The following is a 23,249-nucleotide window of genomic DNA, read 5'->3' on the forward strand; positions in this document are numbered from 1 at the left end:
TCAGAGATCCAGCGTGTCGGCGGTGCGCTCTCCTCGCACGAGTGCGAGCACGTCGGCGCCGTACTGTTCGAGCTTCTTCGCTCCGATTCCGGGAATGGCGACCAGCGCGCGGTCGTCGCGCGGTTGCTGCTCGGCGATCGCGACCAGGGTGTTGTCGCTGAAGACGACGTAGGCGGGCACCTTCATCTCCTTCGAGCGCTCCCGACGCCATTCCTTGAGCGCGACCAGCAGATTCTCGTCGAGGTCCGACGGGCAACCCTCGCAGCGGCCGAGCATGGTCGCTGTGGCCCCCATGAGCGGTCTGCCGCAGACACGGCACTGGGGCCGCTTCTTCCGCGAGGTCGCCGGTTCGACGATCTTGGAGGCGGGAGAGTTGTCCGGGATCAAGCCGTGCAGGAAGCGGGAGCGTCGCCGCGACCGTCGCCCGCCCGCCGTGCGGGACAGTGCCCACGACAGTTGCAGATGCACGCGAGCGCGAGTGACACCGACATAGAGCAGCCGACGCTCCTCCTCGATCCCCGCCTCGTCGGGAGGGGTGTCCTTGTCGCCGGTGACATGGGTGATCGGCAGGGTGCCGTCGGTGAGCCCGACGAGGAAGACGGCGTCCCACTCCAACCCCTTCGCCGCGTGCAGCGACGCAAGTGTCACACCCTGCACGGTCGGTGGCTGACGTGCCTCCGCCCGCGCCGCGAGTTCGCGCAACAACCCATCGAGGCCGAGTCCGGGTTCGTGCTCGAGGAGTTCCTCGGTGAGCTGCACCAGAGCCACGAGCGAGGCCCAGCGTTCACGTGCCTGGGTTCCCACCGGTTCGGTGTCGGCCAGGCCGAGCGGGATCAGCGTGGCCCGCACGAGGCTGAGCAGGCCGTCGCCGCTGCCGGCGTCGTCCGGAAGATCGTCGCGCGCACTCACCTGGCGCAGGGCGTTGACGGCCTGCCGGACTTCTGTGCGGTTGAAGAATCCCTCGCCACCGCGCACCTGGTAGGGGATCCCCGCCTGGGTGAATGCCTGCTCGTACGCCTCGGACTGGGCGTTGATGCGGTAGAGCACCGCGATCTCGGCAGCCGGAACGCCCTGTCCGATCAGCTTGGCGACAGCCTTCGCGACGGCCAGCGCTTCGGCCGGCTCGTCGTCGAACTCGGCGAAGGTCGGCTCCGGGCCGGGCGGCCTCTGCCCCACGAGCTTCAGACGGGTGCCTGCGATGCGTCCCCGCGCGGCGCCGATCACCCGGTTGGCCAGGTCCACGACCTGCGGGGTGGATCGATAGTCGCGCTCGAGGCGCACGACCGTGGCATCGGGGAAGCGACGGGAGAAATCGAGCAGATGCCTCGGGGTCGCCCCGGTGAAGGAGTAGATGGTCTGGTTGGCGTCGCCCACCACGGTGAGATCGTCGCGGTCCCCGAGCCATGCGTCGAGCACGCGCTGCTGAAGCGGCGTCACGTCCTGATACTCGTCGACGACGAAACAGCGGTAGCGGTCGCGGAACTCCTCCGCCACAGCGATGTTGTCCTCGAGAGCGGCAGCGGTGTGCAACAGCAGGTCGTCGAAGTCGAGATACATGCCCTCGCCCGACCGGTTCTTCAACTGCTCGTACGTCGCGTACACGCGGGAGATCCGTTCGGGATCGGCCGGCGGGGTGCGGTGCGCGCGGGCGGCCGCGGCCGGATAGTCCTCCGGAGCGACGAGTGTGCCCTTGGACCACTCGATCTCCGACAGCAGGTCGCGCACGGTGTCGGTGTCGGTCGGGAAGCCGCAGCGGTGTGCGGCCTGGGAGACGGCGGCGAACTTGCGGTCGAGCAATTGCCACGGCGTGTCGCCGACGACCTGCGGCCAGAAGTACCGCAGTTGCCGTAGTGCAGCCGCGTGGAAGGTGCGTGCCTGCACCTGCCCACCCTCACCGCCGATGCCGAGGGCACGGAGGCGCGACCGCATCTCCCCTGCCGCGCGGGCGGTGAACGTGACGGCGAGGACCTGGCCGGCCGAGACGTGCCCGGCGGAGACGAGGTGCGCGATGCGGCGGGTGATGGTTCGGGTCTTGCCGGTGCCGGCGCCGGCGAGCACGCAGACCGGTCCTCGGGGGGCGAGTACTGCCGCTGCCTGCTCCGGGTCGAGGCCGTCCACCACATCCGCACACATGGCCTCCATCATGACAGTGACAGCCGACAGCGCAGTCGCCGCCGGCGATGCCGACGATGTGGCGGCAACCACAGCCGACCCGAACTGGAACATGTACGCCGACTGTGATGTTCTCCAAGGCATGACGACCACCGACGCACCTGCCCTGACCGTCTACTCCACCTCCTGGTGCGGCTACTGCAGGCGACTGAAGACACAGCTCGACGCGAACGGCATCGAATACACGGAGATCGACATCGAGTCGGATCCGGCTGCCGCAGAGTTCGTGGGCAGCGTCAACAACGGCAACCATGTGGTGCCCACCGTCAAGTACGCCGACGGCAGCACCGCGACCAATCCGCCGCTGGCCGAGGTCAAGCGCGCGCTCGGTCTCTGATCGACCCCCGTTGCGAAGGCCGGTCGCGTTCGTCGCGACCGGCCTTTCTCATTCCTTGACCCAGCCCTCGAGCATGCCGCGCGCGATCGAGATCGAGCCGGGCAACAGCAGCGGCACGTCCTCGGCCGATCCCCAGTCACCCGTCGCCAGTGCCGCCCGCACCTCGTCGCGTGTGAACCAACGCGCTTCGGTGATCTCCCCGTCCCGGAAGTCGAGCTTCTGGGCAGGATCGGCGGCCGCCGCGAATCCGAGCATGAGCGACCGGGGAAACGGCCAGGGCTGACTGCCGAGATACCGCACGTCCCGCACTTCGACGCCGACCTCTTCGCGGATCTCGCGCACCACACACGATTCGAGCGATTCGCCGGCCTCGACGAAACCTGCGAGCACGGAGAAGCGCCGCTCCGGCCATACCGGCTGCCGGGCCAGCAGGACACGATCGTGCCCGTCGTGCACGAGGCAGATGATCGCCGGATCGGTGCGGGGGAACTCCTCGTGCCCGGTCTCGGTGCTGATCCTCGACCAGCCGGACATCCTCGGGCGGGTGGGCGAGCCGTCGACCGCGCTGTAGCCGGCGTTGTCGTGCCAGTTCAGCAACGCCACCGCGCTCACCATGAGGTCGGCATCCGCATCGTCGAGGTGCTCTCCGACTCGCCGGAGATCGCCCACCGTGCCCGTCTGAGCGAGCACCCTCACTGCCCAGACATGGTGTCCGTCACGGATGCCCAGGAAGATCGCACCGGCGACCGGTTCGGGACCGAGTTCGGACGCGTCGCCGAGCACGAGTGCCCCGTCGGACACGCGGACCTGGTTGCGCCGATCGACGCGCAGCAGTTTCGCGTCGGCCCATCCGGATCGCAGTGCGTCCTCGTCGGAACGCAGTTCCTCCGCCCGATCGACGACGGTACGGGAGAGCAGCGGGGTACCCGACAGGGCGAAACCGGTCACACCAGCACCCTAGCCACGCATGGCGCCGGGCGGCGAACCCACCAACCGGATGTAGAGCAGTTTGTCTTCCGGTTCGAGCGCGTCCACCTCCGGTGACCCGATCCGCCACATCCGCCCGTCCCGCACGACGGCGAGGACGATGTCCTTGAGATGTCGCGGTGACCCGCCGACCTCACTCGGTTCGACATCGCGCTCGGTGATGGCGAAGCCCGCCTCCGGCGTGAGCAGATCCTCGATCATCTCGACGACATTCGGGGTCGTCGTCGCGATGCCCAGGAGGCGACCCGCCGTCTCCGAGGAGATGACCACCGAGTCCGCACCCGACTGGCGCAGCAGGTGTGTGTTCTCCGACTCGCGGATCGCGGCGACGATCTTTGCGCGCGGGGCAATCTCCCGCGCGCTGAGGGTGACGAGCACCGCGGTGTCGTCACGGTTCGCAGCGACGATCACCGCCGCGGCATGTTGCACCCCGGCGAGCCGGAGCACGTCGGACTTCGTCGCCGAGCCCTGAACGGTCACGAGGCCTTGTCCGGCTGCGGACTCGAGTACCACCGGATCGGTGTCGACCACGACGATCTCGGACGGCGGTATCCCGTCGCCGAGCATGGCGTCGACCGCGGTACGGCCCTTGGTGCCGTAACCGATGACGACGGTGTGATTACGCACGCGGCGCCTCCAACGCTGGATCTTGAATGCTTGCCGGGAGTTCTCGGTCAGTGCCGAGAGAGTCGTACCGACCAGCACGATGAGGAAGAAGACCCGGAGCGGGGTGATCAGCAGGATGTTGATCAGTCGCGCTTCGGGGGTGATGGGGGTGATGTCGCCGTAGCCAGTGGTCGAGAGCGACACCGTGGCGTAGTAGACGCAGTCGAGCAACGACAGTTCGTCGCCCTGGGCGTCGCGGTATCCATCGCGATCGAGGTAGACGACGACGACCGCCACGAACAGCGCCACGAACGCGTAGCCGATCCGACGAGCGATCGCGAGTCCGGGGCTTCTCTGTTCCTGCGGTACGCGCAGCACACCGACGAGCGCGAAGTCGGGTCGCTCGGTGAGCTGATCGGAGCGGCTGAACCGCGCACGCAACCTCCCGGGCATCGCGGTGTCCACCTTCCTGCTGTCGGCCCCTACTGGCGGCCACCCTCGGTCGTCGCGGTATCGAGCGGACTGTGTCCGATACCGGATCGCAGCGTACCGCCGCGCGCTAGTGTGGCGCGCATGTCCACGACCACGAAAACGTCGCAACGCTCCGCGATCCGGCTGGCCACTCTGCTGTTCGGTGCCGGAGTGCTGCATTTCGTGCGACCGGAACCGTTCGACGGCATAGTCCCCCGCGCTCTTCCGGGCGATGCCCGCACCTATACCTATGTGTCGGGAGTGGCCGAGATTGCCGTGGCCGGTGCGCTCGCGGTGCCTCGTTCGCGGCGGCTCGGCGGCACCCTCGCCGCGGCCCTGTTCCTTGCGGTCTTCCCTGCCAATGTTCAGATGGCCGTGACGTGGTTGCGCAGTCCGAAACTCTCCCCGGCCACCAAGGCCGTGGCCCTCGCCCGGCTGCCCCTGCAGATCCCGCTCGTCACCGAAGCGGTGAGGGTTCGCCGCACCGCACCGCGTTGACCGTTCCCGGACTGTGATTACGGTCACAACGAACGGGTATGCGTCGGTATGGATACCGGACGTGGTCTGAAGGTCGTGGTCGTCGGCGCGACCGGCAATGTGGGCACGGGCGTTGTCGAGGCGCTCAGCAACGAACCCGCTGTCGCCGAGATAGTCGGCGTCGCGCGACGGCCGACCGAGTGGACGTGCCCGAAGACGACGTTCACGGTCGCCGACACCACAACCGACGACTTCCGCCCGATCGTGCGCGGGGCCGACGCGGTGATCCACCTTGCGTGGCTCTTCCAGCCCACCCACCGCCCGGAGGTGACGTGGAAGAACAACGTACTCGGCGCGATCTCGGTGTTCGAGGCGGCCGAGGCCGAGAAGGTTCCCGCTCTGATCTACTCGTCGTCGGTGGCGGCCTATTCACCCGGCAACTCGGACGATCGTGTCACCGAGAACTGGCCGACGCACGGGTGGCCGGGTGCGGCCTATCCTCGCGAGAAGTCCTATCTCGAGCGTTGCCTCGACACTCTCGAACTGCGGAATCCGGACATGCGGATCGTGCGGATGCGGCCGTATTTCATCTTCAAGCGCGAGTCGGCGACCTCGCAGCGGCGGATCTTCGTCGGCCCCCTGCTACCGGGAAATCTGCTGCGCAGCGGACTGCTGCCCGTCATGCCACTCGTCGAGGATCTCCGCTTTCAGGTTCTCCACACGAGCGACGTGGCCGACGCATTCGCCCGGGCGACCGTCCGCCCCGTCCACGGGCCGTTCAACCTCGCGACGGAACCACCGGTGGACGGCTCCTTCCTCGCCGAGATGTTCTCCGCCCGGAAGATCCCGGTACCGCGGACGGCGCTCCGCGAAGCGCTGCGAGCGGCGTGGCATGCGCACCTCGTTCCGGCATCGCCCGGTCTGCTCGACACCGTGCTGCAACTACCCTTGCTCGACAGCACGCGCGCCCGGGCCGAGCTGGACTGGACACCGCGGTATTCACCGAGCGAGATCCTCTCGGAGTTCCTGTCCGGTCTGCGGGACGGCACCGGGATGCCCACAGCCCCGCTGGCTCCCGACACGGCCGGTCGCCGAATCCACGAAGTCGCAACCGGCGTGGGGCAACGTCCCTGAACCGCGCGTCACCTCGGCGACAGCAGAACTTCGGCGAGTTCGGACGGCCGCGCAAGCGCCGGAAGGTGACCGCTGTCGACGATCTCGGGTTCGATACCGAGGCGGTCGCGCGACAGGCGCGTCACGAGCGGCAGCGGTAGGAACCGGTCGTGGCTGCCGGCGACCACGCGGACGGGGACGCTCGGCCACCGGTCGGCGTCCCAGGCGGGCTCGAAGGCGGCCTCCGAAGGTGCGGACGCCTCGCGCGTGAACGCCTCGGCCACGACATCCTCCGGCACGTCGTGGAAGAACACCTCGCGCATGTCCATCGGAGCATCAGGGTCGCGACCTGCGGCGACCTCCTGGTCTCGCCTGGCCTCCCCGTGTCCGACATTCCCCCACCACCGGGCAAGCGACTCCCCCGGCGCCGGGATCATCGGAGCGACGAGGACGAGTTCGTCGACGGCGCACCGCTCGGCGACGAGAACCGCCGTGAACGCGGACATGGACTGGGCCACGAGTACCACAGGAGACGACGCCTCCCGGATCGCATCGACGACGAGAGCGGCGTAGTCGTACTGGTCCGCCCTCTCGTCCGAATACGGCAGGTCCACCGCGAGGGTGCGGTGTCCGCGCCGCTCGAGCAGCGGTATCACCCGGTGCCAGTACCACGAGTCGGATCCGGCACCGGGGAGCAGCACGAAGGTCGCCATGGTTCATTCTCGGCGGTTCGGCACGGACGTCACGGAGGATTCGCGCGAGGATTCTCCGGCCTCGAGGACCAGACGTTCGAGCATCGCCGCGCCGGGCAGTTCTTCGGGTGCGACGGTGCGTCCGGTGCGCACGTAGTGGAAGGCCGCTCGAACCTTGTGCAGGGGGAGTTCGGCGGGCCGGCCGGTGAGCCGCTCGGTTCGCGCTGCCATCAGCTGCGCCCAGGCGAGTCGATAGGCGGCCAGCTGCACACCGACCGCGGCGAGCTTCTCGCCTTCCGGTTCGGCGCCGGTCTTCCAGTCGATGACCGTCCACCCCCCGTCCGGATCCTCGAAGACGGCGTCGATGCGGCCGCGGACGACCGTGCCACCCAGGGCGGTCTCGAACGGCACCTCGACCTCGACGGGATTGCGCGATGCCCACGGGGAACGGAGGAAGGCCTCCTGGAGCCGGTCGAAGTGCGAGTCGTCGCCGTCTTCGTCGTCGGCACCGGGAAGCTCGTCGAGGTCGAGCAGGCGCGTCGCTCCGAACCTGCGCTCGAGCCAGGCGTGGAAGGCGGTGCCGCGACGTGCGAGCGGATTGGGCCGGAACGGCAACGGGCGGCGTAACCGGGCCGCGAGGGCGTCGGGATCGGTCGCGAGGTCGACCAGCTGACTGACGGACAGCTGAGCGGGCAGGGCCACCTCGGCGCTCTGCTCAGCGCGCTGTTCACGTTCTGCCAGGAGGGCATCGACGTCGGCGGCCCACTCGTCGGGATCGTCTTCGTACTCGGTCGGAAGGTCGGCTCGGTCGAGTTCGGAGAGGACGAGTGCGGAACCACGTTCGACGTCGGCGCGCCGGGAGCCGAGGGGGTCGCGCGGCCACAACGCGTTCCGTGGTGACGCCGTCAGCGGGTTCTGCTCGTCGGGTTCCGGGTCGGGCGCCCACTGCTCGATCACACCGAGTTCGGGCCGGGCGGTGACGATCTCGTGCAGTTCCTCCAGGAAGGGTGACGGCCCCTTCGGGTCGGATCCGGTTTCGGCCCAGTGATGCGCGGAGACCAGCAAGGCGCGTTCGGTGCGGGTGAGTGCGACGTAGAACAGGCGACGGTCCTCGTCGAGCTTACGGCGCTTGAGGGCTGCCTTGTGGGTATCGATCACTCGCTCGAGCATCTTGCGATCGGAGACGTCGGCGAGTTCGAGCACGGGCACACCGTCGGTGTTGCCCGGTTCGTCGCCGGGCAGCACCCGGTCGCCTCGGAGATGCGGGGGGAGTTCGTCGGTGGAACCGAGCCAGGTCGCGGCGGCATTGGCCGACGGGAAGACTCCGGCCGCGACGTGCGGAACCGCGACGACCTCCCATTCGAGCCCCTTCGCCGAGTGGACGGTGAGGATCTGCACCCGGTCGGGGTCGACCTCCACCTCCCCCGGCGTGAGACCCTGCTCGATCTCCTCCGCAGCGGCGAGATAGGTCAACAGACCGGGAAGGGTCGCGTGGGTCCGCGCGGCATAGGACGCGACGACCGCCGCGAACGCGTCGAGATGCTCGCGGCCGGCGACTCCGCGCCTGCTGCCCACCCGCGCCTCGGTTTCGATGCCGATACCGAGTACGCGTTCGACCTCGGCGACGAGTTCGGTGAGCGGCTGTCCGAGACGCTCTCGCAGAGAGGTCAGTTCGCGCCCCAGCGCCACGATGCGCGCATACCCGAACTCCGAGTAGCGTTCGCGTTCGCCGGGGTCGGAGATCGCGTCGGCGAGTCCGGCCTGGTCGGCGTACTCACCGGGAAGAGCCGAATCGAGAGCGTCGTCGAGGGCGTCGGGATCGGTCACCGCACCGCTGACACCCCACCGCGCCGCGATGGCCAGTTCCTGGGCGCGCTGCCAGAGCGCCTTCAGGTCGGCGGCACCGAGCTGCCAGCGGGCCCCGGTGAGCACGCGCACCGCCGCGCTGCCGGCGAGCGGGTCGGCCGCCAGGCGCAACATCGCCAGCACGTCGGCGACCTCCGGTGTGTGGAGCAACCCACCGATACCGACGACCTCCACCGGAAGGTCGCGCGCACGCAACGCCTCGGCTATCGGTGCCGCGTCGGCATTGCGCCGGACCAGGACCGCCGCGGTCGGGGGTTTGCGTCCCGCCTCGCGTGCCGCTAGGTACTCGGCGGCGATCCGGTCGGCCACCCATTCGCGTTCGGTCGCCACGTCGGGGTGCAGCGCGAGTCGGACGTCGCCGGCGGTGGCCTCGGGCCGCGGACGCAACCGGCTGACGGACACTCCCCGGTCGCGCAGGGGATCGGACGACACATTCGCCAGTTCGAGCGCCTGCGGCGGATTGCGCCAGCTGGTGAGCAGCTCCCGGGTCGGGGCGGGCTCACCGTTCGCCGACGGGAAGTCGGTCGCGAAGCGCGGCAGGTTGGCGGCCGATGCGCCACGCCAGCCGTAGATGGACTGCATGGGATCGCCGACCGCGGTCACGGCGAGTCCGGGGTCGGTGCCGCCACCGAACAGTGCCGCGAGCAGGACCCGCTGCGCATGGCCGGTGTCCTGGTACTCGTCGAGCAGCACGGCCCGGAAGCGGCTCCGCTCCCCGGCGCCCACTTCGACATGATCGCGGGCGACCCGTGCGGCGAGCGACATCTGGCTGCCGAAGTCCAGAGCGCCTTCACGGCGCAGGGTCTCGGACAACCGTTCGACGAGTGGGAGCAACTGCAGGCGGGCGTGTTGGGTCTCGAGATAGCCGAGAAGCGTCTTCGACGGTGTTCCTCGCTGCCCCGGACCGGGAGGAAGGGTATGCACGAGCTGCTCGAGCTCGAGATGGGCGTCGCGCAACCGATCGGGTTCGACGAGATGCTCGGCGAGTTGCCCGGACAACGCGAGCACGGCCTCGGTGACCGATGCGGGATTGCGGTCGGTGTCGAGTTCGCCGTCCCAAGAGCTGACCACACGGTGCGCGACCTGCCACAACTCGGTCTCGGACAGCAGCATCGCCGACGGCTCGATGGGCAGCAACAGACCGTGCTCGGCGAGCAGGCGACCGGCGTAGGCGTGGTACGTACTCACCTCAGGTTCGCTACCGAGGATCCGAGCGCGCAACTCACCTGTCGGATCGAGATCACGCAGGAGTGCCGATCCTGCGAGTTTGGCGAGGCGGGCCCTGATCCGGGCCGTGAGTTGTTGAGCGGCCTTACGCGTGAAGGTCAGGCCCAGCACCTGCTCGGGGTCGACGAGGCCGTTGGCGACGAGCCATACGACGCGGGCGGCCATGGTCTCGGTCTTACCGGCGCCGGCCCCTGCGACGACCAGCATCGGGCCGGGCGGGGACTCGATGACGGCGGATTGCTCCGCCGTGGGCGGCAGCTGCCCGAGTGCCTCCGCGAGACGCAGCGCGCTCACCCGTGGTGCGCTCATTCCCCTGTCACCTGCCTGCCTTCGTCGTGTGCGGGACAGCTCGACAGCACCGGGCAATGCCGGCACCCGTCGTTGACCCTCGCAACGAATCGGGGGCCGCGGGTCGCGGCAGCGGCCTCGTGGATGATCTCGCGCCACTGGGCGAGAGCCTCGTCGTCGAGGGGCGGCTGCACACGCTGTGTCGCGCCTTCCTTGTTGTGGGGTTTCGCCACGAAGACCAGGCGCGCGCCACCTGGTGCCGCCGCCGGTTCGCCCTCGATCGCGCCGGCCGCCGCAGCCACCTGGTAGGCAGCGAGCTGAGCGTGATCTCGTGCGGCGTCCTTGGACACGGGGTTCTTCGCGGTCTTGACGTCGATGACCACGGGACGGCCCTCGGCGTCTCGTTCGAGTCGGTCGATGCGGCCGCGGAGCCGCACACGGGGCTTGTCGCCGGAGTCGGGTTCGAGGATGCCGTCGACCTTGACCTCGACGCCGATCTCGGTGAGCTCCCCGCGCGTGCCCTGCAACCAGGTCGAGAAGGTGTCGAGCATGCGGCGTGTGCGTTCGAGCTCACGTCGTGCATACCAATCTGCGCCCAGATCGACAGAGTCCCAAGCCTTCTCGAGCGCCTGGTCGATGCGTTCGGGCGGAATCCGTCCGGCGAGTGCCTGGACGAGGGTGTGCACGAGCGTGCCGGTCACGGCGTGACTGTTCTCCCCGTCGGAGCCGCCGTGACGCTCGAACATCCACCTCAGCGGACAGGTCGTGAGCTGCTCGACCGTGGACGGCGACAGCCGCACGACGTCGTCGTCGAGATCCCACAGTGGGTCTGCGGTGCTCGGATCGGCAGTGCCGTACCAGTCGTCCGGATGGGCGCCGCGCACCCCGGCGCGGGCGAGCCGCGCGAGCTGCTGAGCCGCCCGCTGCTGCCGTTCGGGTTCTTCCTCCGCGACTTCCGGGTCGCACACCACGCTGCGCAGTTCGGCGACGAGGGCGGGCAGGGCGAGCACCCTCGTCCGGACCTCCTCCGGAAGCCTCTCGTCGAGCGCCTCGGACTCGTCTATGCCATCGGTGTCGCCGGCGAGCAGTTCGTCGACGAAACGCGACCGGAGGAGTTCGCTGTCGCCGCCCACCGAATCGACGGCGGTGACGAGAAGCCTCGTGCGGGCCCGGCTGCACGCGACGAGGAACAGTCGACGCTCGTCGGCCAGCAGCGGCGCGGTACGAGAGAGCCGGGCGCCGGTCTCCTCTCCCCCGTCGGCGCCGGAGACGGCGTCGATCAGCGCCTCGATGCCGAGGAGGGTGCCCCGCGCCCGCAGGCTCGGCCACAGTCCTTCCTGGACGCCGGCGACCACGACGACCTCCCATTCCCTGCCGGCGGCCGAATGCGCGCTGAGGACCGTCACAGCTTCCGCCTCGGCGGCGGCGCGGGTCCGGATCGTGCCGGGAATCTCCTGTTCGGTGAGATAGTCGACGAATCCGGCGATCTGTGCGCGCGGCAGCCGATCGACGTAGTCGGCAGCGGCATCGAACAGGGCGACGACCCCGTCCAGATCGCGATCGGCCTGCGCGCCGATCGGCCCGCCCCAGGCCGACGCAGCGGCCCATCGCCGTTCGAGTGCGGTGGCCTGCCAAGCCTCCCACAACACGTCCTCGAGTCCACCCCCACGCAACGCCGCCGAGCGCGCCTTGCGCAGCACAGCGAGCACCTTCTTCAGCGGTGCGACCTCGACGTCGGTCAGACCGCGCACGAGATGCGCGTTCTCGGCGGTGTCGTCGCCCTCGGTGAGGAGAAGGCGGAGCAGTTCGGCCGAATCGCGGTCGCTACCCGAATCCAGTTCGACACGCCGCAGTCCGCGCCGCAGTCTTCGCAGCGCAACCGGTTCGGCCCCACCGATCGGACCGGACAGCAGAGCGAGCGCTTCTTCGGCGCCGAAGCCACGACCCGACACCGCGCGCAGCACGAGCAGCAATGCCGCAACGCTGTGCTGCCGGGCGAGTGGAAGCTCGGAAGCGGCGGTCGTCATCGGGACACCTGCCGCGAGCAACGCGCGCCGCAGTGGGGCGAGCACCCGCGGCACGGATCGGACGACGATCGCCATCTCCGACCACGGCACCCCGTCCACCAGATGAGCCCGGCGCAGTGTGTCGGCCACCAGAGCCGCCTCCTTCGCCTGCGACGAACACACCGCCACCCGCACGCGGCCGGGATCACCGTCCCGGTCGCCCGGCTCGGCCACGCCTCGGTCGCGATGCTCGGCCACGCCTCGGTGTGGCGGCAGGCCCGGCAGCCTGCGGGCGATGCCGTCGGTGAGCGTCGCTACCTCCGGATCGGCCCGATGATTGACGCCCAACACGATCCTCCGCGACCCGTCTGCCTCCCCGAGATCCTCGAGGAACGTCGTGTCGGCACCGCGGAAGCCGAACACACCTTGATCAGGATCGCCTGCGACAGTGCTCGTGCGCGTGCCCGTCCCGATCACCCGCACGAGATCGGCCGCCTGAGGATCGAGATGCTGGGCGTCGTCGACGAGCAGATGACGGATCCGGCCGCGTTCGGAGGCGAGCAGATCAGGGTCGGTGGCGAACGCTGCGAGCGCCGCACCGACGAGTTCGGCGGCGTCGAGCGCCGGAGCGGTGGCCTCGGGGGCCTCGAGACCGACCGCACCGCGCAGGAGCATCACCTGCTCGTAGCGCTGCGCGAAACGTCCGGCCGCGACCCACTCCGGCCGATCACGGCGCTCACCCAGTGCGACGAGATCTTCCGGGCCGAGTCCGCGTTCGTTTGCGCGCAACATCAGATCGCGCAGTTCGACGGCGAAGCCCGTCATGCCGAGGGCCGGACGCAGCCGTTCGGGCCACATCCCCGCGCCGTCGTCGATGTCGCCGCGCAGCAGTTCGCGCAGCACGGCGTCCTGTTCGGCACCGGTGATCAGACGTGGCGGCGGGTTGTTGTGCGCCGACGCCTGCAGGCGCAGAACCGCGAAAGCGTACGAGTGGACCGTGCGGACGAGCGGCTCACGCGTCGCACGGCGAACCGCACCGCCGCCGAGCGCGAGCAGACCGGCCGTGATCGCCCCACGCACAGCGGTCGCTGCCCGTCGCGAATGGGTGAGGATCAGCACCGATTCGGGGTCGGCACCGTTCGCGATGCGATGGACCGCGAGATCGACGAGCAGGGACGTCTTCCCTGTGCCGGGCCCACCGAGAACCTGCCAGGGCCGCCAGCGGGGCGCGGGAGGAGCATCGTCGAACACCACGCGCACGTCGTCGGGCCACTCGCGCACCGCCGGCGCCTCGTCGCGCCTGCGCACCAGCTTTGCGGAGGGGCGACGGACGCGATCGGGTACCTGGGGTTCGGACATGCGCGAGACGGCTGCGGGCAGGTCGGCGGCCTGCGACCGCGGTGGGTGCAGGTCGGGGGTGCCGGTGTCGACGTCGAGCATGCCTCCATCCCATCAGACCGGTACGACAGATCCGGCCCCCGGTGCGCGACGCCACCACGACTGCGATAGTGGTCGGCGTGAGCGCCGAGAACCTTCTGCACACCCACCTGTTCGGACCCGCCGACGGCCCGGAGGTCCTCGCCCTGCACGGGCTCACCGGTCACGGCCGGCGGTGGCGGAACCTCGCCGAAACGCACCTGCCGCACGTGCGGTTCGTCGCCCCCGACCTGCGCGGACACGGACGGTCGCCGTGGACTCCCCCGTGGTCCTTCGAAGCACACGTCGCCGATCTGACAGCGGTGCTGGACGCATACACCACCGGACCCGTCACCGTCGTGGGCCACTCGTTCGGTGGTGCGCTCGCGCTGCATCTCGCAGCCGCGGTCCCCGACCGGGTGCGCGCACTCGTGCTCCTCGATCCGGCGATCGGGCTCCCTGCCGAGCGGATGCTGGAGATCGCCGACCTCACGCTCCGCCATCCCGACTACACGGACGAGGCCGAAGCCCGCGCAGAGAAGGTGTACGGCGACTGGAGTGAGGTCGCCCCCGAACTCCTCGACGAGGAGATCGCCGAACACCTCGTCGAACTCGACTCGGGCCGCGTGAACTGGCGACTGTGCGTCCCCGCACTCGTCGCGTCGTGGGGCGAACTCGCGCGCGAACCCGTCCTGCCGCCCGCTGGACTCCCGACGATCCTGGTGCAGGCCGGCAAGGTGCAGCCCCCGTACACCACCCCTGCCTTCCGGCGTGCCCTCGCGGAGCGACTCGGCGACGCGCTCACCACGCTCGAATTCGACTGTGACCACATGATCGAGCAGGCACGTCCTGCCGAGACCGCCGAACTCCTCGCCCGGACGGTGTAGCCGGTGGTCACCACGGACGAACAGATCGAGCGGGTTCGCGAACTCGTCGCCTCCGTGCCTGCGGGCCGGGTCGTGACCTACGGCGACCTCGCCGATGCCGCCGGCCTGTCGAGTGCGCGCACCGTGGGCTGGATCATGCGCACCGACTCGGCCGACCTGCCGTGGCATCGGGTGGTACCGGCCTCCGGCAGACCGGCCGCGCACATAGCCCGACGGCAGCTCGCACGCCTCGAGCTCGAGGGTGTGCCGATCACCGGCGACAGGGTGGACCTTCTCCGGGCCCGGCACCACTTCCCGCCGCGGGCGCCCCGCTCAGGCGAGCACGGCGACGAGCCAGGCGCAGACGACGAGTAGTTCCGTCGCGGCGAACCAGGCGGTCCCGGTGCGCGGACGTGGCCGACCGGCAGCGTACGAGGTACGGGTGCGATCGGGTCGTGAGCGGCCGAATCAGGCAGCATGAAGGCATGAGCACGCTGACCCACGTCGAAGCCGTGATCGTCGCGGGAGGTCGCGCCACCCGCATGGGAGGTGTGGACAAACCCGCTCTGACCGTGGGGGGACGCAGGATGCTCGACACCGCACTCGCGGCGGTCGACGGTTGTGCACGGGTCACGGTGGTCGGCCCGTACCGCGACGATCTGGATCCGCACGTACTGCAGATCCAGGAAACGCCACCCGGCGCGGGCCCCCTCGCAGCATTGGCGGCCGCCGATCCGGTCGCGGATCTCGTCGTCGTTCTCGCCGCCGACCTGCCGTTCATCACTCCGACGACCGTCACGGTGCTGCTCGAAGCCCTGAACGAAAACACACCGGCCGAGGCCGCCTTCGCGGTGGACGACGCCGGGCGGTTGCAGTTCCTGCTCGCCGCATGGCGGACGCCGGCCCTGGCCGCGCGTTTGTCGGCCCTGACCGGCGACGTGACGAACCGGCCCATGAAGTCCCTGCTGCCCGAACGGTATGTCACCGTGGTGGTGTCCGAGGCCACCGACTGTGACACCCCCGACGATCTGCACGCGGCACGCACCGAGAACGCGACCGCCGTTGTGGCCGCCGATCCGGACGAGGCACGCAGAGTTCTTCGAGAATCGTTGTCACCGTTGCCTTCCCGTACCTCCTCCATCGAGGATGCGCGTAACGCCACACTGGCCGCACCGCTCGTCGCCGCGGAGGCGCTGCCACGCCTTCCGATCTCGGCCATGGACGGCTACGCCGTCGCCGGCGATGCACCGTGGTTGCTGCGCGACGAGATCCGCTATGCGGGCGACGGGCAGCCACTCGCCCTCCGCGACGGGGAGGCTGCCCGGATCGCGACCGGCGCGCACCTGCCGATCGGCGCGACCGCTGCCGTACGGGACGAATTCGTCCGTGTCGAGGGCGGTCTCGTCACCCGCCTTCCCGACGCGCCCGTCCGGAACGACGCACGCCGCCGCGGTGAGGACTGGGAGCCGGGAGCAATTCTCGCAGAGGCCGGAACTGCCGTGGGACCCGCGATCGCCTCGGTCGCTGCGAGCGGTGAGGTGATGCAGGTGCAAGTGCGGGGCCCGCTGCGGGTCCACATCGCCCTCACCGGCGACGAGATCCGGCGCACCGGGCCACTGCGGGAGGGACAGACCCGCGACTCGCTCGGACCGGTGTTACCGGATTTCGTCCGCTGGTGCGGCGCGGAGGTCACCGGCGAGGGCCATCTGCGCGATACCGCGGAGGGATTCGACGCATTGTTCGCGGGGACGGACGCCGACGCGATCGTGATCGTCGGCGCTACGGGCGGCGGCGCCGCCGATCAATTGCGTGCAGCACTGACGAGGGCGGATGCACAGGTGGTCGTCGAGCGCGTCCGATGCAAGCCGGGGGGCTCGCAGGTCGCGGCGACGCTGCCGGACGGCCGCGCCGTGCTGGGGCTGCCGGGCAATCCGGTGGCGGCGGTGTCGACGCTGCTCGTGATGCTGCCCGCGATCGTCGAAGGCCGCACACTCCGCACACCCTCGGCGCCGCTGACGGGCGCGCTGGCCAATGCTTCCGAGGTGGTCGGCGAAATCACGCGGTTGCTCCCCGCCCGTCAGGATCGGAGCGGACTATGGTGGTGCGACAACGCTGTTCGCACAGCACATCTGGCCGGACTCATCGGACGTACCGCGATCGCGGTGGTGCCGCCCGGAATCTCGGACGGCGATCTCGTGGAACTGTTCCTACTCCCCCACTGACGATTTTCAGTCGCGGCGACGGGAGGATCCCACGAGCGCGGCCGAACGCATCGCGTCCACCGCGGAACGGTAACGCCGGACCACGAGGTCTACGACGGATTCGGCGACTCCTATCGGCGCGGCGACACCGTCGGCACCGGACTCGTACAACCGGCGATGGAACAGCCCGTCCGCGAGGAGATAGGACGCCACGAAAACACGCTTTGCGCCGCTCGCTCGCATCTCGTCCACGACGGTCGCGACGCGCGGCTCACCGGTCGCGATCCATCCCACCCGCACCGGAGTGCGCACGAGTGCCGACACCATCTGCGCAGTCACGTGCACGTCGCGGCGAGCCCGAGCATCGGACGAGCCCGCCGCCGCCAGGACCACGGCGTCTCCCTCCGCCCAGCCGGTTCGGCGCAACCGATCGACCAACACGCGTGCGAGTACCGGATCGGGACCGAGTGCGCGCGTAATCTTCACCGCATCGTTCCCACTCGCCGCGACCTCACGCGGAACGTCGGTGTGGACGTGATAACCGGAGGCGAGAAAAGCGGGGACGAGCACTGTCGGGCGAGCTGCGTCGCGCAGGGCCTCGGACGGAGAGGGGCCGAGGACGTCGACGAATGCGACCCGGGTGGGACCGATGCGAACGGAGACAGCGTCGGCGAGCGCCGCGATCATGTCCACACCACGCGGATTCCGGGTGCCGTGGGCGACCAGCAACAGTGCCGGGTCGATGGGCGCGCCGGTCATGGGTGCATCGCTTCCGGATCGACGGCGAGGCGGTAACCGCGCTTGACGACCGTCTGCACGATCGCCGGGGCGCCCAGTGCCGAACGCAACCGCGCCACAGCGGTTTCGACTGCATGGGTGTCTCCGCCCCCACCCGGCAGCGCTGCGAGCAACTCCTCGCGGGAGACGACGCGCCCTGCCCGCGCGACGAGGGCACGCATCAGCGCCATCCCGGCAGGCGGAAGGCAGCGCACGGTGCCGTCGACGATCACGGAACGCCCCCGCGGGCTGAGGACATGGCCACCGGCTTCGATGCGAACGGCCCGCCGCGGCAGGTCCTCCGCGATGTGCCGGGCCAGCGAGCCCAACCGTGCGCGTGTGGGCATGGTGACGGGAACGTCGAGTTCGGCGAACGGCGCCGCGGTGACGGGACCGACACACACTGCGGTGACGCCGGTGCGCAACGCGCGCAGCATCGGTTCGAGCGTCCCGGTTTCCTTGGCGCGCATGAGCATCGACGCGACCGCCGGTGCGCTGGTGAAACTCACGGCGTCGAGTCCGTATTCGACGATCTGCTCGATCATGCGGTCGAGTGCGGTGAGATCCTCGGGCGCCGTCCACCGGTATACGGGCACGGGGACGACGTCCGCGCCGGCAACACGCAGCGCCTCGCACAGGTCGGTGCCGGGCTCCCACTCGGTCCGCTCACCGTGCAGTTGCACCGCGATGCGGCTGCCGGCGACGCCTTCCGCCAGCAGAAGTTCGAGCAGCTCGGCGGACGATTCGGAGGACGGAGACCATTCCTCGCGGAGTTCCGCCGCTCGGATCGCACCGGTGACCTTGGGCCCTCGGGCGAGGATCCGGCTCGCACCCAGTGCCTGCGTGAGCTCGTCGGCGAGTCCCCATCCTTCGGCCGCACCCATCCACCCCCGGAACCCGATGGCGGTGGTGGCGATCGTGATGTCCGGGGGTTGCGCGACGATGCAGCGGGTGACGCGCTCGAGTTCGTCGTCGTCGGACAGCGGGATGATACGGATCGCGGGGGCGTGGACGACCTCGGCGCCACGCCTGGCGAGAAGCGTGGCGAACTCGTCCGCGCGCCGTGCCGCCGTCACTCCGACGGTGAAGCCCCGCAGCGGCGCGTTGTCGTCGCTCACGAACCCTCTCCGGCCGCACCATCGTGCCGGTGGCCCTCCGGAAGGAGGCTGTGAATCTGGACGACGCCCGCCCACACGCGTACGCCGTAGACGGGCAGCCGCACCGACGGATCGTCGAGGCAGCGGCCGTCGTCCAGGGAGAAGACCTGCTTCAGCAGCGGGGACGCCACCGTCGGTTCTCCGGCCCGGTCACCGACGATGCCCCGCGATATCACCGCGGCACGGCCGAACGGATCGAAGTTGCCCACTGCGCGCAACGTTCCGTCGTCGAGCAGAAACAGTGCGACCTGCTCGCCACCTCGCAGCAGTACCGCCACGCCGCGACCGGGAATGAGGTGGCTGACCGGACAGGCCGAGGTCCATTCCAGCCGTCCGTCGAACACGCTGTCGCGTGCCGAGCCCCCAACGGTGTGCGTCTCCATGACGGTCATGCTGTCCTCCCTTGAAACTGCTGTCCTGAAGTCTGTGCGTCAGGTGTTACCAGTGCGTTACCCGAGCGTTCCCGCGGAGTTATCGCTCCCTTACGCTCCGGTTCCGGGGCCGATACCCGGCATACCCACCAGGACGGGGACCTTGCGGGGGCCACTGTCGTCGAACCGGACCGTGGGATCCGGTTGGTCGGGGGCGTTGACGAAGGAGACGAACCTCGCGAGCTTCTCCGGATCCTCGAGGACACCCGCCCACTCGTCCTTGTAACCGTCGACGTGCCTGGCCATGGCGGCCTCGAGGTCGTCGGCGATCCCGAGGACGTCGTTGCACACGACATCCTTCAGATGCTCGAGTCCACCCTCGAGCGCCTCGAGCCAGGGAGCCGTGCGCTGAAGCCGGTCGGCGGTGCGGACATAGAACATCAGGAATCTGTCGATGAATCGGACGAGAGTCTCGTCGTCGAGACCGCCGGCCAGGAGCTGGGCGTGCTTCGGTGACTGGCCACCGTTGCCGCACACGTACAGATTCCAGCCGTTCTCCGTCGCGATGACGCCGACATCCTTGCCTCGTGCCTCCGCGCATTCACGGGCGCAGCCCGACACACCCATCTTCAGCTTGTGGGGCGATCGCAATCCGCGGTAGCGCAGTTCGAGCGCGACCGCCATCCCCACCGAGTCCTGCACGCCGTAACGGCACCAGGTGGAGCCGACGCAGCTCTTGACGGTACGCAGCGACTTTCCGTACGCCTGACCGGATTCCATGCCGGCATCGACGAGGCGCTTCCAGATCTGCGGGAGTTGTTCGACGCGGGCACCGAACAGGTCGATGCGCTGGCCGCCGGTCATCTTCACGTAGAGGCCGAAATCGCGGGCCACCTCACCGATCACGATGAGCTGTTCCGGCGTGCATTCCCCACCGGGCATACGCGGCACGACCGAGTAGGTGCCGTTCTTCTGGATGTTGGCGAGGAAGTGGTCGTTGGTGTCCTGCAGGCCGGCCTGCTGCCGGTGCAGGATGTGATCGGAATCGGTGGACGCGAGGATCGAGGCGACAACCGGTTTGCAGATGTCGCAGCCTTGTCCGGTGCCGTACTGCCCGATGAGTGCGGAGAAGGTGCGGATCCCTGTGGCAGCGACGATCTGGAACAGCTCGGCCCGGGATTGTTCGAAATGCTCGCACAGAGCCTTCGACATCTGCACACCCGACTGCGCAAGGAGTTGCTTGACGCTCGGGAGGCAGCCGCCGCAGGTCGTGCCGGCACCGGTGCACGACTTGATCTGCGCGATGTCGCAGGCGCCCTCGGCGATCGCTCCACAGATCGCGCCCTTGGTCACGCCGTTGCACGAGCACACCTCGGCATCGTCGGGCAGCGCACCGGCACCCGGCTTCTCTCCCACCGGGGAGATCAACGAGGCCGGGTCGCCCGGTAGTTCGTGGCCGACGAGCGGTCGCAGCGTGCCGTACGCCGAGGCATCACCGACGAGAATGCCGCCGAGCAGGGTCTTGGCGTCGTCGGACACCACGAGCTTGGCGTAGGTGCCCTTCGCGGAGTCGGAGAGGACGACCTCGAGCGCGCCCGGCGTCCGGGCGTGCGCATCGCCGAAGCTCGCGACGTCCACGCCGAGCAATTTGAGCTTGGTGGACAGGTCGGCACCCGGAAACTCGGCGGTGCCGCCGACGAGCCGATCCGCGACGACCTCGGCGGTGCTGTATCCGGGGGCGACAAGGCCGTAGCAGGTGCCCTCGACCGCAGCGCATTCGCCGATCGCGTAGACGGACTCGTCGGTGATGCTGCGGCAGGAGCGGTCGGTGAGGACACCTCCACGGCCGCCGAGTTCGAGTCCTGCTTCCCGCGCGAGTTCGTCGCGGGGGCGGACACCGGCGGAGAAGACGACCAGGCCCGCCTCGAGGACGCTTCCGTCGGACAGACGGACCTGCAGGCCGTCCGGTGTGGCCTCGATCTTCTCGGTGCCCACGCCGGTATGGGTGACGAGGCCGAGGTCGGTGACGAGACGGTCGAGGACGCGACCACCACCCTCGTCGACCTGGGCCGGCATGAGCCGGTTGTTGTACTCGATCACGTGCGGGGTCACGCCCAGCAGGCGCAGTGCATTGGCGGCTTCGAGTCCGAGCAGGCCGCCACCGATGACGACGCCGGCGCGGCCGGTGTCCTTCGCGCGTTGCGCGGCGGCGCGGATTCCGTCCAGGTCGTCGAGGGTGCGGTAGACGAAGCAGCCCGGCAGGTCGTGGCCGGGCACCGGCGGGACGAAGGGGTAGGAGCCGGTTGCGAGCACGAGGGCGTCGTAGGGCAGGACGTCGCCGCCTGCGGTGGTGACGGTGCGCACCTCACGGTCGATACCGGTGGCCCGGGTACCGACGTGCAGATCGACGAGATCGTCTGCGGTGTAGTCGTTTCCGGCGAGGGCCAATTCCTTGCGATCCCAGGATCCGATGTAGGACGACAGTCCCACGCGGTCGTAGGCGGGGTCGGCCTCCTCACCTAGCACGGTCACCGACCAGGCGTCCTGCTCGTCGCGGGCGCGCAGGGCCTCGACGAAGCGGTGTGCCACCATTCCGTGTCCGACGACGACGACGTTCTTTCGGCTCATGACTGTCTCCTTCTGCATGCCGCTCGATCGGTCAGACCGCGACGCGGGCCGGGGTGGGAGCTTCGACGACCGGCTCGCCGGTCGGAGCAGACCGGGGTCGCCGGAGGAAGAAGAACCAGGTCACCGCGATGCACACGAGGTAGAAGATCCCGAAGACCCAGAAGGCCATCGTCGCGGACTGCGCCTGTCCTCCATAGGAGGCACGGAAGACCAGGTTGATGCCGACACCGCCGAGTCCGCCGATGGCACCGGCGAATCCGATGAGGGCACCGGACATGCTGCGCGACCAGGCCGCCTTCTCGTCGCGGTCGAGCCCCTCGAGGCTCTGCGCACGGGCTTCGAAGATCGACGGGATCATCTTGTAGACCGATCCGTTGCCCAGACCCGAGAGCAGGAACAGGGCGATGAACCCGAGCACCATCGCCGCGAACACACCGCCGGTCGCGGCCCCTGCGGCAGCGTCGTCGAGGGTACCGGCGACGATGAGGACCGCAGCGGCGAGCGCCATCGCGGCGAATGTGTAGAGGGTGATCCTGCCACCACCGATGCGGTCGGCCAGCTTTCCGCCGAGCGGGCGGGAGATCGATCCGAGGAGCGGGCCGATGAAGGCGATCTGAGCGGCGTGCAGAGCGGCCTGCGCCGGAGTGTCGCCACCGGCGAGGAAGTTGATCTGCAGGACCTGTCCGAACGCGAAGCTGAAGCCGATGAACGAACCGAAGGTACCGATGTAGAGGAAGGAGATGATCCACGAGTCGCGGAACTTCAGTGCGGCGCCCATGGCCCGCAGGTCGGCCCTCTGATCGCCGAGGTTGTCCATGAACAGCGCGGCACCGAGAGCTGCCACCGCGCACAGGACGAGGTAGACCGCGCACACGATCCAGGGTTCGGTGTTACCGACCGTCGCGATCACCAGCAGGCCGATCAGCTGGATGGCCGGGACTCCGATGTTTCCACCACCCGCGTTGAGCCCGAGCGCCCAGCCTTTCAGTCGCTGCGGGTAGAAGGCGTTGATGTTGGTCATCGACGACGCGAAATTTCCGCCGCCGACGCCGGCGAGAGCCGCCACCAGCATGAAGGTGGTGTACGAGTGGCCCGGGTTGAGCATCAGGTAGAGCGTCGCGAGGGTGGGGACCAGCAACACCAGAGCGCTGAAGATCGTCCAGTTGCGACCACCGAAGCGGGCCGTGGCAACGGTGTACGGGATGCGCAGGATCGCGCCGACGAGAGTCGGGACCGCGACCAGGAAGAACTTGCCGGCGGCGTCGATGCCGTAGACCTCGGTGGGCATGAACAGCACCATGACCGACCAGATCGACCAGACGGAGAAACCGACGTGTTCGGCGATGACCGACCAGACGAGATTGCGCTTGGCGGTCTGCTTGCCTCCGGCCTCCCACGCCTCCACATCTTCGGCGTCCCACCGCTCGATATGGTGCTTACGTGCGAATTTCTCTCGGAGACTTTCCTTTTCGACGAAGGTCGTCATCGCCGTTCCTCCTCGGGTATGTGATGTACCCAAGTTAGGAAACGGGTGTTGCTACGGTGCTGCCTGCGGTGACCTTCGCGTCAAGAGTTGCTCACCCCGGCTCCG

Annotated in this window: 17 protein-coding genes; 6 read left to right on the plus strand and 11 right to left on the minus strand. The window is 69.1% G+C overall.

The window, feature by feature from the left end:
- Positions 1–2,142 (minus strand): ATP-dependent DNA helicase UvrD2, encoded by a 2,142-nt coding sequence (locus ABZ789_RS16310; RefSeq protein WP_358425504.1) that lies wholly within the window; start codon positions 2,140–2,142, stop codon positions 1–3.
- Between the two features lie 112 nt (positions 2,143–2,254).
- Here ABZ789_RS16310 and ABZ789_RS16315 point away from each other — a divergent pair, with 112 nt between their 5' ends.
- Positions 2,255–2,509, plus strand: a complete 255-nt coding sequence (locus ABZ789_RS16315) for a mycoredoxin (RefSeq protein WP_358425507.1) — start codon at positions 2,255–2,257, stop codon at positions 2,507–2,509.
- Between the two features lie 48 nt (positions 2,510–2,557).
- Here the strand turns inward: ABZ789_RS16315 and nudC are convergent, their stop codons facing one another.
- Positions 2,558–3,457 (minus strand): NAD(+) diphosphatase, encoded by a 900-nt coding sequence (gene nudC / locus ABZ789_RS16320; protein ID WP_358425404.1) that lies wholly within the window; start codon positions 3,455–3,457, stop codon positions 2,558–2,560.
- Positions 3,458–3,466: 9 nt separating this feature from the next.
- Positions 3,467–4,555 carry a potassium channel family protein gene (locus tag ABZ789_RS16325; RefSeq protein ID WP_358425406.1) on the minus strand — a complete coding sequence of 363 codons (1,089 nt, stop codon included), beginning with the start codon at positions 4,553–4,555 and terminating at the stop codon, positions 3,467–3,469.
- 120 nt (positions 4,556–4,675) lie between these two features.
- On the opposite strand from ABZ789_RS16325, the gene ABZ789_RS16330 reads away from it, so the two are divergent.
- Both ABZ789_RS16330 and ABZ789_RS16335 read left to right on the plus strand, forming a co-directional pair.
- Entirely contained in the window at positions 4,676–5,071 is a 396-nt protein-coding gene (locus ABZ789_RS16330; protein ID WP_358425408.1) for a MauE/DoxX family redox-associated membrane protein, read from the plus strand.
- A 48-nt stretch (positions 5,072–5,119) separates the two neighbouring features.
- Positions 5,120–6,184, plus strand: a complete 1,065-nt coding sequence (locus tag ABZ789_RS16335; protein WP_358425410.1) for an NAD-dependent epimerase/dehydratase family protein — start codon at positions 5,120–5,122, stop codon at positions 6,182–6,184.
- An 8-nt stretch (positions 6,185–6,192) separates the two neighbouring features.
- On the opposite strand, the gene ABZ789_RS16340 is transcribed toward ABZ789_RS16335, so the two are convergent.
- From ABZ789_RS16340 to ABZ789_RS16350, 3 genes are read right to left on the minus strand one after another with little or no spacing between them, the layout of a single operon-like run.
- A complete protein-coding gene (locus tag ABZ789_RS16340; RefSeq protein ID WP_358425412.1) occupies positions 6,193–6,876 on the minus strand; it encodes an alpha/beta fold hydrolase in 684 nt (227 codons plus the stop codon).
- Between the two features lie 3 nt (positions 6,877–6,879).
- A complete protein-coding gene (locus tag ABZ789_RS16345; RefSeq protein WP_358425414.1) occupies positions 6,880–10,257 on the minus strand; it encodes a UvrD-helicase domain-containing protein in 3,378 nt (1,125 codons plus the stop codon).
- Positions 10,254–13,601 carry an ATP-dependent DNA helicase gene (locus tag ABZ789_RS16350; protein WP_358425510.1) on the minus strand — a complete coding sequence of 1,116 codons (3,348 nt, stop codon included), beginning with the start codon at positions 13,599–13,601 and terminating at the stop codon, positions 10,254–10,256. The genes ABZ789_RS16345 and ABZ789_RS16350 overlap by 4 nt, the downstream gene beginning before the upstream one ends.
- Positions 13,602–13,759: 158 nt before the next feature.
- Between ABZ789_RS16350 and ABZ789_RS16355 the strand changes: the two genes are divergently transcribed.
- The 3 genes from ABZ789_RS16355 to ABZ789_RS16365 all read left to right on the plus strand — a co-directional run bounded on the left by ABZ789_RS16355 (position 13,760) and on the right by ABZ789_RS16365 (position 16,746).
- Positions 13,760–14,545 (plus strand): alpha/beta fold hydrolase, encoded by a 786-nt coding sequence (locus tag ABZ789_RS16355; RefSeq protein ID WP_358425416.1) that lies wholly within the window; start codon positions 13,760–13,762, stop codon positions 14,543–14,545.
- Between the two features lie 3 nt (positions 14,546–14,548).
- Positions 14,549–14,899: an MGMT family protein gene (locus tag ABZ789_RS16360; RefSeq protein WP_358425417.1), complete on the plus strand. Its 351-nt coding sequence runs from the start codon at positions 14,549–14,551 to the stop codon at positions 14,897–14,899.
- A gap of 110 nt (positions 14,900–15,009) precedes the next feature.
- On the plus strand, positions 15,010–16,746 hold the full coding sequence (locus tag ABZ789_RS16365; RefSeq protein WP_358425419.1) for an NTP transferase domain-containing protein: 1,737 nt from the start codon (positions 15,010–15,012) through the stop codon (positions 16,744–16,746).
- Positions 16,747–16,752: 6 nt separating this feature from the next.
- On the opposite strand, the gene ABZ789_RS16370 is transcribed toward ABZ789_RS16365, so the two are convergent.
- The 5 genes from ABZ789_RS16370 to ABZ789_RS16390 all read right to left on the minus strand — a co-directional run bounded on the left by ABZ789_RS16370 (position 16,753) and on the right by ABZ789_RS16390 (position 23,144).
- A complete protein-coding gene (locus ABZ789_RS16370; RefSeq protein WP_358425422.1) occupies positions 16,753–17,484 on the minus strand; it encodes a sirohydrochlorin chelatase in 732 nt (243 codons plus the stop codon).
- A complete protein-coding gene (locus ABZ789_RS16375) occupies positions 17,481–18,620 on the minus strand; it encodes a uroporphyrinogen-III synthase (protein WP_358425425.1) in 1,140 nt (379 codons plus the stop codon). The genes ABZ789_RS16370 and ABZ789_RS16375 overlap by 4 nt, the downstream gene beginning before the upstream one ends.
- Complete coding sequence (gene nirD / locus ABZ789_RS16380; protein ID WP_358425427.1) at positions 18,617–19,051, minus strand: nitrite reductase small subunit NirD; 435 nt, start codon at positions 19,049–19,051, stop codon at positions 18,617–18,619. The genes ABZ789_RS16375 and nirD overlap by 4 nt, the downstream gene beginning before the upstream one ends.
- Positions 19,052–19,141: 90 nt before the next feature.
- Complete coding sequence (nirB, locus tag ABZ789_RS16385) at positions 19,142–21,658, minus strand: nitrite reductase large subunit NirB (protein ID WP_358425430.1); 2,517 nt, start codon at positions 21,656–21,658, stop codon at positions 19,142–19,144.
- 31 nt (positions 21,659–21,689) lie between these two features.
- Positions 21,690–23,144, minus strand: coding sequence for a nitrate/nitrite transporter (locus tag ABZ789_RS16390; RefSeq protein ID WP_358425433.1), 1,455 nt, complete (start codon positions 23,142–23,144; stop codon positions 21,690–21,692).
- Positions 23,145–23,249 lie beyond the last annotated feature (105 nt).

Origin of the sequence: Rhodococcus sp. NPDC047139 (assembly GCF_040643435.1) — a bacterium.
GTDB lineage: Bacteria > Actinomycetota > Actinomycetes > Mycobacteriales > Mycobacteriaceae > Rhodococcus.